At 46.7% G+C, this 6,167-nt stretch carries 5 protein-coding genes; 2 read left to right on the plus strand and 3 right to left on the minus strand.

The window, feature by feature from the left end; all coding sequences use genetic code 11:
* A partial coding sequence (locus RMO27_RS20340; RefSeq protein ID WP_396133770.1) for an acyl-CoA thioesterase occupies positions 1-234 on the minus strand: 234 nt, incomplete at its 3' end.
* A gap of 136 nt (positions 235-370) precedes the next feature.
* Positions 371-2,470, minus strand: a complete 2,100-nt coding sequence (locus RMO27_RS20345) for a response regulator (protein WP_309735979.1) — start codon at positions 2,468-2,470, stop codon at positions 371-373.
* A 563-nt stretch (positions 2,471-3,033) separates the two neighbouring features.
* Here RMO27_RS20345 and pyk point away from each other — a divergent pair.
* Entirely contained in the window at positions 3,034-4,788 is a 1,755-nt protein-coding gene (gene pyk / locus RMO27_RS20350; RefSeq protein WP_309735990.1) for a pyruvate kinase, read from the plus strand.
* Between the two features lie 113 nt (positions 4,789-4,901).
* On the opposite strand, the gene RMO27_RS20355 is transcribed toward pyk, so the two are convergent.
* Entirely contained in the window at positions 4,902-5,528 is a 627-nt protein-coding gene (locus RMO27_RS20355; RefSeq protein WP_309735983.1) for a Uma2 family endonuclease, read from the minus strand.
* A gap of 114 nt (positions 5,529-5,642) precedes the next feature.
* Between RMO27_RS20355 and RMO27_RS20360 the strand changes: the two genes are divergently transcribed.
* The coding region (locus RMO27_RS20360) for an alpha/beta fold hydrolase (protein WP_309735986.1) at positions 5,643-6,167 on the plus strand (525 nt) is incomplete at its 3' end.

Raw genomic sequence — 6,167 nt, forward strand, 5'->3', positions numbered from 1 at the left:
CAGTGAGATCGTGACTCGATCGCCACAATATAATGGCCGTAAAAAGTCAGCCGCTACCTGAGTTATCGGCACTGCAAATTCGGGATTACTAACAAACAATTTGAGATCGATCCCTGTCTCTATGAGCGAAGCTTCATAAGCAACATGACAGATCGATATAATACTCGCAAAATATCCCACCCCAGCCGCATCTGTATCTCGAAACTGGATCGTATAATCGTAGCTAAAAGACATTTATTTTTTTGTTCTACAAGTATAATTGTATTCAGTCAGTTGGTCTAAGTATTCAACCATCTCAAAGCAATCCTTAAACCTAATTAGTATTTATCTGTCAACCATCAATTATCAATTATCAATTATCAATTATCAATTAAACTAATAACAACGGCTGACACTGACTCAACGCATAGGCTAATTGTTCGATTTTCACAGGTTTAGTCACATAGTCATGCATCCCAGCCGCCAAACACTCTTGCCGATCGCCTTCTAAGGCATTTGCGGTCATGGCAATAATCGTCGGACAGCGGTGTTCGGGGAATTCTGTCAGAATTCTGCGGGTAGCTTCCATGCCATCCATTTTGGGCATTTGTAAATCCATCAAAATCACATCATAGGGATGATGCTGGAGTCGCTCGATCGCCTCTAAACCATTCATGACCACATCAGCTTGATAGCCGATCCGTTTGAGCATATGAATGGCAACTTTTTGATTGACCAGATTATCTTCTGCCAAGAGTATCCGCAAGGGGAAAGCCGCTTGATAGCGATCGTAATTTGATGATTTGGACTTTACGATTGCACTCGATCGATCGGTATCTTTCCCTAAAATTTGAGCGAGGACATCTTGCAGTTGAAATTGCTTAATTGGTTTATTTAAAGTTGCTGCAAAATCAACTTTTGCGGCCTCGATTTCTGTGCGACTGATACTCAAAGAGCTAAGCATTACCAATGGTAATTTATGATATTCTGGAAACTCGCGAATCTTTTGGGCGAGGGTCAAGCCATCCATTTCGGGCATCTGCATATCCAAGATGGCCAGATCGAAATGTCCGCGTAGATTGAGTAATTTGAGGGCGTCAGCTCCAGACTCGGTGGGGTGAGCCAGCATCCCCCAAGATTGGGCTTGCAGAGCTAAAATTTTGCGATGGGTGGCATTATCTTCAACGATTAATAAGCGTTTGCCTTGCAATTGGATGGGCTGATGTTGCTCTTTGAAACATGCTTGCGGTGAAGGTGGAGCCGCTTTGGCCATAATTGTAAAAAAGAAACTAGAGCCACCATTGCCGCTGCTCTCGACCCACATTTTACCATTCATCAATTCGGTCAGGCGTCTGCTAATAATTAAGCCCAAACCGGTGCCGCCATAGTTCCGGGTCGTCGAAGAATCGACTTGACTGAAAGCTTTGAATAAGCGATCGATTTTATCTTGGGGAATACCGATCCCCGTATCTTTGACGACAAATCTGACTTCATAAGTCGGCTCGTCTGGTACCAGCACTGCATCTTCATCAATCGATTTAATCTGCTTGGCAGTTACGCCGACAATTACTTCACCAGATTCCGTGAATTTCAAACCATTACCGACTAAATTGACTAAAATTTGGCGGATTCGAGTGACATCGCCATACAACCAACTCGGTGTGTTTTTATAAATCAGATAGGCAAGTTCGAGATTTTTTTCTGCTGCTTTGGGGGCGAGCAGATCGAGCGTTTCCTCGATACAATCGCGGATATCAAACGGTTGGTTATCTAGCTCCAATTTGCCCGACTCAATTTTGGAAAAGTCGAGAATGTCATTGATCAGCGTCAGTAAAGAATCGCCACTATGGCGAATCGTACTGACAAATTCATGTTGTTGGGCAGTCAGTTCGGTATCGAGTAACAACCCCGTCATCCCAATCACCCCATTCATCGGCGTGCGGATTTCATGGCTCATGGCGGCTAGAAAGGCACTCTTGGCTTTATTAGCCGATTCTGCGGCTTTTCGGGACTGTTCGAGGAGATGATTTTGCTGCTGAAGCTCCTCGGATTTTTGGCGGAGGGCGAGATTTGAGGCTTCTAATTCCCGATGTAAATGCGACTGATTGAGGACACGCTTGACGCGTTGGCGCAATACTGCCCAGTGAATGGGTTTGGTGATATAGTCTGCCGCACCGACAGCGTAGGCGCGATCGAGTGATTCGCTATCGTCGAGTCCGGTAATCATCAATACTGGCGTCAAATCGCCACCAGGTAATTGTTGTAACTGCTCGCAGCACTCAAATCCGTCCATTTCTGGCATCACCCCATCCATCAGTACCAAGTCAGGGTGGATTTGCTGATAAATTACTAGGGCTTCTTCCCCATTGCGCGCTGTCATCACTTGATAACCATCATGCATGACTTTTTCGCAGAGAATCGATCGCACCAACTCATCATCATCGACAATGAGGATTAGTGGTGGGTGATGGGGTGGGTTGCCGATTGTCATGAGGGCTTTGCGGGTGAAAGTTCGACAAGCGTGGTGGGAAAACTGCGATATGGAGTGTGAAAGCGATCGACTTTGCCAGCGCAGAAATGTGGCAGTGAAAATTGCTCGCCAGCAAGATCTGAGATCGTGTCGTGCTTTGTCAGCATCGCATTGCTGTCAAGATCGCCAATCGATCTCGAATGCCGATCGTTACTTCTCAACTTCAATGAATATTACTACAAGAGATCGCTTCTCTCTTATACTATTTATCCCGAATATTTACTACAAACTGACATCTAGTTCTAAAATTCTTTACGCAGTTTTGTTAATCTCATTACAGATTTGGAAACAGTAGCCCTGGTCACACATCGCGAAATATTTCCGAATTTATCCATCGATCGCGGATAACTAACAACAGTTCTGTGCTACCATCCAGTGTTATCTATGACCGATCGGCCAGTGATGTCCGCATCTGCCATCCAAATTAGCCACAATGATTCGCGTCCGATCCTCATGTGCCCAGCATCAGCTCTGCCAAGACGATCGCTTTGTCTGTGCTCCTTCGATCCTTTGACTGTAACTTCATGCAATTGCGAGATTCCCTCCGCCGAACAAAGATTGTTGCGACCATCGGGCCGGCTACCAGTAGCCCCGAAGTCCTGAAGCAATTGATTCAAGCCGGAGCGACCACTCTCCGTCTCAACTTTTCTCACGGTACTCATGATGACCATCTAGCAAATATTCGCTTAATTAGGCAAATATCTTTTGAACTAAATCAACCTGTCGGGATCTTGCAAGATTTACAGGGGCCAAAGATTCGTTTGGGTAAATTTGCGGATGGCTCGATCGTCCTCAAAAATGGCGATCCCTTCACGCTCACGAGCAAAATCATGCCAGGGACGCAGGCGATGAGTTCGGTGACGTACGATACCCTCGCCGAAGAAGTTCCAGTCGGTTCGACGATCCTCCTCGATGATGGTAAGGTCGAGATGATCGTCACTGGTGTCGATCCGGGTACGAGTGAATTACACTGCGAAGTCGTCGTAGGCGGGACACTATCTAACAACAAGGGTGTAAATTTCCCTGGTGTTTACCTCTCGATTAAAGCTTTGACTGATAAAGATCGCGTTGATCTGATGTTTGGACTCGATCAAGGTGTCGATTGGGTTGCCCTGAGCTTTGTCCGCAATCCTGCCGATATCCTCGAAATTAAAGAACTGATCGCCAATGCGGGGAAAGAAGTCCCCGTGATCGCCAAAATCGAGAAGCATGAAGCGATCGAGCAAATGGAAGAGATCCTGTCGTTGTGCGACGGGGTAATGGTCGCACGGGGCGATTTGGGCGTAGAACTACCCGCCGAGCAAGTCCCCAGAATCCAGAAACAATTAATCGCGACTGCTAACCGGATGGGGATTCCGATCATTACAGCCACCCAGATGTTGGATAGTATGGTCAACAATCCGCGGGGCACGCGTGCCGAGATTTCTGACGTTGCCAATGCGATTTTGGATGGTACCGATGCCGTCATGCTCTCCAATGAGACGGCTGTAGGGATTTATCCGATCGAAGCCGTCCAAACGATGGCCAGAATCGCCCTCGAAACCGAGAAAGAAAAACTCTCCAAACGCTGGGAAGATAACAAGCGATCGATTCCCAATGCGATTAGTGAAGCCGTCGGCAATATCGCCGAACAACTCGGAGCCGCTGCGATTATCCCCTTTACCAAAACCGGTGCTACTGCCCGCAGCGTTTCCAAATTCCGCCCCTCTAAGCCGATTCTCGCCGTCACACCCCATGTCGATGTCGCGCGTCGGCTCCAGCTTGTGTGGGGCGTCCAACCGATGCTCCTGCTCGATTTAGCTAACGTTAATGATAACTTCCAAGCGGCGATCGCGATGGCGCGAACGAGCAATCTGCTCCATGAAGGCGATCTGGTCGTAATTACCTCTGGTACTCAAGGGGTCGCTGGCTATACCGATCTCGTCAAAGTCGAAGTCGTCACCGCCGTCTTGGGACAAGGCATCGGCATCGGACATGGATTGGTCACTGGCGCGGCGCATATCGCCCGCACGCCCAAAGATGTCGCCCACTTTAATAAAGGCGATATCCTGATTGCCAAAACGACCAATGCTGAATATCTAGACGCGATCCGCAAAGCTAGTGCGATCGTCGTTGAAGATGAGGGCTTAACCTGCCATGCAGCGGTGTTAGGCTTACGGTTAGATATTCCGGTAATTGTGGGGGTTAAAGGTGCCACAGAGAGCATTCGCGGCGGTACTGTGATTACCCTCGATGTTCAACGCGGGTTGATTTATTCTGGCGCAATTAGTTTTAATTAAGCTAATATCTTTACTTCCAATACTTCTAACATTGTGGTGTGGCAATTCATGAATTGCCCCTACCACGATGTTACAATTAAACATGTATCGATCGAACCTTCAACCAATATCTATCACACTGATGGTAAGATCGAGTTGATCGATAAGGTAATCTCAGGAAATGCTAGCGGCGAAACGGAATGAGTTTCCGTGAGAATTAATTGGCTGCCATAGCCTGTCGGTGTGGGATCGCGGAAGATCCGAACTTGGCGATTTTTGATATCTACGACCCAGTATTCAGCGATATTAGATCGAGCATATAGTTTATCTTTTACCTCACAATCTTGCTTGAGGGTAGAATCGGCGATTTCGATGACAAGATAGATATCTTCAGCACCAGGATGAGCTTGGTCATAGTCTAAAATGCTGCCTTTGACGATGGCAAGATCTAGCTCTGGCTCGGAGAAGTTATCGAGTCGAATCGGATCTTGAGTGCTGACAAAAATAGCAGATCGATCTCCAAGTGCATTCTCTAGCGCAGTGGCTAATAACCGCAGAGTTAGTACATGGGGAGTTCCTTTTGCAGTCATCAGTACAATTTGTCCAGCAATTAATTCAGTCCGTTGGTTGGGATCGAGAATACCCAGATCGCTCATCCGGTGGTAATCTTGGACTGTCCAGTATTTAAGATTATGGGGTGACTCGATGACTATCTGTGAGGGAGAGCCATCCAAATTGGTAAGAGTTTTAGCGGTAGCCATAGTCAGGATGCTCCGAGCGATCGAGTCTGTTGAACGTTTGACTGGTAATATTCTAATCGATAGATCGCCACGATCGAGGATAATTTAGACAATCGATCGAACTTATAGCCGCTAATGTTTCCTAGCTTTTTACCCAGAAGTGTTCGCCAACTAACCGAGCCAGAATCGATTGACTTTGCCAATCAAATTCAGCGGACAAATATTCTCACATCCCTCCTTTTACAACAAATCCCGACTAGCTATGTCCGTCAGGGTGGTGATGGCATCCCGATCGTATTTCTGCATGGCTTCGATAGTTCGATTTTTGAATTTCGGCGAATTATGCCACTAATTGCACCCCATCGAGAAGTTTGGGCGATCGATCTATTGGGATTTGGGTTTACCGAAAGATTGCCCGATTGTCCATTTAGTTCCGTGAGTATTCGTAGACATTTACAAGCATTTTGGCAGACAAAGATCCAACAACCGATAATTTTAGTTGGTGTCTCGATGGGTGGAGCTGCCGCGATCGAATTCACGCTCAGATATCCCGAAGCAGTTGATAAGTTAATCCTGATTGACAGTGCTGGATTTACCAAACCACCAGCAGTAGGTAAGTTTCTGATCCAACCATTAGGTAATTTAGCCACCAAATTTCTA

This window comes from Chamaesiphon sp. OTE_75_metabat_556 (genome assembly GCF_031378165.1).
GTDB lineage: Bacteria > Cyanobacteriota > Cyanobacteriia > Cyanobacteriales > Chamaesiphonaceae > Chamaesiphon.

Coding starts and splice junctions, on each gene's coding strand:
- pyk (WP_309735990.1), top strand. CDS start 3,034: ATGCAATTGCGAGATTCCCTCCGCCGAACAAAGATTGTTGCGACCATC.
- RMO27_RS20355 (WP_309735983.1), bottom strand. CDS start 5,528: ATGGCTACCGCTAAAACTCTTACCAATTTGGATGGCTCTCCCTCACAG.
- RMO27_RS20345 (WP_309735979.1), bottom strand. CDS start 2,470: ATGACAATCGGCAACCCACCCCATCACCCACCACTAATCCTCATTGTC.